The 642-nt window shown below is 65.0% G+C and carries 1 protein-coding gene; it reads left to right on the top strand.

The window, feature by feature from the left end:
* On the top strand, positions 1-642 hold a 642-nt coding region (locus KUG41_RS06280; RefSeq protein ID WP_216902251.1), incomplete at both ends, for a hypothetical protein.

Below are 642 nucleotides of genomic sequence, written 5' to 3'. Positions count from 1 at the left end.
CCTGAGCGACTCCTTCGCCGGGCGCGACCCCAACGCCACCACCTCAGGCTCCTCCGCAGGCAGCTCCTGTCTCTGCAAGGACTGCACCAAGCTGGATGTCAGCTCCGACGACGGGGCACCCAGCCTCGGCAATGCACCCATCGTCCTCAGTGGCCCCGTCTCCCTCGGCACCTCCTTCGACCTCAGCAAGACCTTCCTGCTCCACAGCAACCCGAACGCCACCAAGTCGATCTTTCTCGACTTCGACGGCTACAGCCTCAGCAGCACGCCATGGGAAAACGGCGGCGCCCTCAGCCTCGGGTCCTTCTATTCCTCCCTCGACAACAACGCCCTCGCCGAGATCCAGCGCATCTGGCAGAGGGTCGCAGAAGACTTCGCTCCCTTTGACATCAACGTCACCACCCAGGACCCGGGCAGTGACAACCTCCGCAAATCCGGCGCAGGCGACAGCCGCTGGGGCATCCGCGTTGCCTTCACCTCCAACGTCAACCTGCTCACCGGCAGGGCCATCACCAATGCCGGCGGTGGCGGCACCGCCTACTACAACAGCTTCAACTGGGCCACCGATGATGTGGCCCTCGTCTTCAACCGCGGCGACTATTCCGCCGCCGCCACCGCCTCCCACGAAGTCGGCCACACCCT

Origin of the sequence: Synechococcus sp. CCY 9618, assembly GCF_019038415.1 — a bacterium.
Classification (GTDB): Bacteria; Cyanobacteriota; Cyanobacteriia; order PCC-6307; family Cyanobiaceae; genus Cyanobium.
The sequence above is the reverse complement of the archived record's forward strand: the minus strand, read 5'-3'. Positions and strand labels throughout refer to the sequence as shown.